The sequence below is a fragment of the Dietzia sp. B19 genome (assembly GCF_014145155.1).
Lineage (GTDB): Bacteria > Actinomycetota > Actinomycetes > Mycobacteriales > Mycobacteriaceae > Dietzia > Dietzia natronolimnaea.
This window is the reverse complement of the sequence record NZ_JAALED010000240.1, coordinates 1-2432: the sequence shown is the minus strand read 5'-3', so window position 1 is coordinate 2432 and position 2432 is coordinate 1. Positions and strand designations below refer to the sequence as shown.

The 2432-nt window shown below is 71.1% G+C and carries 2 protein-coding genes and 1 pseudogene; all 3 read right to left on the bottom strand.

Annotated features, from left to right (window positions below):
* Window positions 1–1186: FtsX-like permease family protein (locus tag G6020_RS07860; RefSeq protein ID WP_241732619.1), on the bottom strand; the 1186-nt coding region annotated here is incomplete at its 3' end.
* Complete coding sequence (locus G6020_RS07855; RefSeq protein ID WP_182610242.1) at window positions 1186–1953, bottom strand: ABC transporter ATP-binding protein; 768 nt, start codon at window positions 1951–1953, stop codon at window positions 1186–1188. The genes G6020_RS07855 and G6020_RS07860, both read right to left, overlap by 1 nt.
* 27 nt (window positions 1954–1980) lie before the next feature.
* Window positions 1981–2432, bottom strand: a pseudogene (locus G6020_RS07850) (pseudouridine synthase); the annotation flags it as partial.

The window sequence follows — 2432 nt, the reverse complement described above, 5'->3', positions numbered from 1 at the left end:
GTCCGGCGCGCCGGGCGGGCGCCCAGGCGGAGAACACGGTGACGACGAAGCCCAGCACCAGCGGGGTGATGACGGACATCGGGGTGAGTGCCAGGGCCCCTGAGGGGATCCCCAGGTCGAAGGCGTCGAGTACGGCGAAGATGACCCGGGCCAGTCCGAAGCCGGCCAGGACCCCGATCGCGGAGCCGACCAGACCGGTCAGCGCGGCCTCGGCCAGCACGGACCGGGTGAGCTGCCCGCGGGTCGCGCCGATCGCCCGCAACAGGGCCAGCTCGCGCAACCGCTGCGCCACCAGCATCGAGAAGGTGTTGTAGATGATGAACGTGCCCACGAGCAGCGCGATCAGGCCGAAGGCCACGAAGAAGTAGTTGACGAAGTCCAGGATGGTCGACAGCTGCTCGGAGAGCCTCTCCTTGACCTCCTCGCCCGTGCTCACCTCGTACTCGGGGAACTCGGCGGCGAGCGTGTCGCGCATCTCCTCCTGGCTCACGCCGGGGACCGCACGGACGGCGACGTTGGTGGCGTTCTCCCCGTCGGTGAACAGGGCGCGGGCCTGTGCGGAGGTGAAGCCGACCCCGACGTAGCCGCCGACGTCGGTCTCCGAGGAGTACGAGCCCACGACCGTGACGTCGATCATCCCCTGGGAGGTGGTGTACACCCGCGCGGAGTCGCCGATCGAGAGCCCCGCGTTGTCCAACACCGACTCGGGGAGGACGACCTCGCCGTCCGCGGCCGGAGCGCGCCCGTCCGAGATCCAGCTGCTGCTCCCGACGGCCTGGTCGGGCTCGACCCACTCCAGCCCCTCCGACGGGGCGCCACCCGACTGATAGGGCGTGCCGTCGGAGTTGAACATCACCACGGTGCCGGTCACCCCGGGGGTGACCGCCTCGACGCCCGGCAGGCCGAGCGCGCGGTCGGCGACCTCGAACGGCACCCCGGCGCCCCGGGGATCTTCGGGTTCGATCATCGCGGACAGGTCCTGCGTGCCCTGGTCGAGCAGGCCGTCGAACGTGCTCTTGAGGGTCGAGGTGAACACCAGCGAACCGGTGACGAACGCGGTGCCGAGCACCACGGCGAGGACGGACAGGACCAGTCGCAGCTTGTGCGCCGCGATGTTGCGCAGGGACACCCGGAGCATGGGCCGGGAATGGCTGGGGGCGTGACCAGCGGCGTGGCGGGCGGCCATCACCGCTCCTCGAGCGCGCCCATGGCCGCCAGGATCTCGTCGGACGTGGGATGGGAGAGCTCACGCACGACCCGGCCGTCGGCGAGCAGCAGGACGCGGTCGGCGTAGGTCGCGGCACGCGGGTCGTGGGTGACGATGACGACGGTCTGCTGGAAATCGTCCGCCGCACTGCGAAGGATCGACAGCACCTCCGCCGACGAGGTGGAGTCGAGGTTTCCCGTGGGCTCGTCGCCGAACAGGATGTCCGGGCGCCCCACCAGCGCACGCGCGCAGGCGACGCGCTGCTGCTGTCCGCCGGACAGCTCCGAGGGGCGGTGGGACAGGCGGTCGGCGATCCCCAGCCGCCCGATCACCTCGTCGAACCACGCGCGGTCGATGGCGTGGCCCGCGATGTCCTGCGGGAGCGTGATGTTCTCCTCGGCGGTCAGGGTGGGGACGAGGTTGAAGGACTGGAACACGAACCCGATCCGGTCGCGGCGCAGCGCGGTGAGTTCCTTGTCCGCCAGACCCACGATCTCGGTCTCACCCACCCGCACCGATCCCGAGGTCGGCCGGTCCAGGCCGGCCATGCAGTGCATCAGCGTGGACTTGCCCGAGCCGGACGGGCCCATGATCGCGGTGAACCGTCCGCGCTCGAACGAGGCGCTGACGTGGTCCAGCGCGCGGACCTCGGTCTCGCCCTCGCCGTAGGTCATGACGAGGTCTGTGGCGACGGCTGCGAGATCCGCGCCCTCCGCCCGGTGCTGGGTCTCGGCCTGCGTGGTCATCTGCTCCCCTGGATCATGGTGGTCGACCTAAAGCATGCAGGAGTTCGGAGCGGGTGCCGATGGGGGATGGCCCGGATCTTGCGACCGGGCCTTCCCGGACGGCCACGCCTCGAGCGACCTGCGGGTCCTGAATCGTCGTTCGGCACCGGAGACGGGGTCGGTGAACCCGATGGTCTCCGCGAGCAACTGCAGCGGGTGGGAGAAGTCGCCGGGCGTGATCGTCCGCACCCGCGGGTACAGGTCGTCGCCGAGGATCGGCGTGCCGAGCGCGTTCATGTGGACGCGGAGCTGGTGGGTGCGCCCGGTGGAGGGCTCCAGGCGGTACAGGCCGAGCGGCGTGGCCGACCCGCCCGGGTCGGGCTCACGCACCCCGAGCAGCGTGATCCGGGTGTGGGCGTCCGGGGGGCCGTCCACCTCGGCGGCCTGCAGCACCCCGCGGGTCTTGACGATCCGGCTGGACCGCTCACGGACGTGCGGCG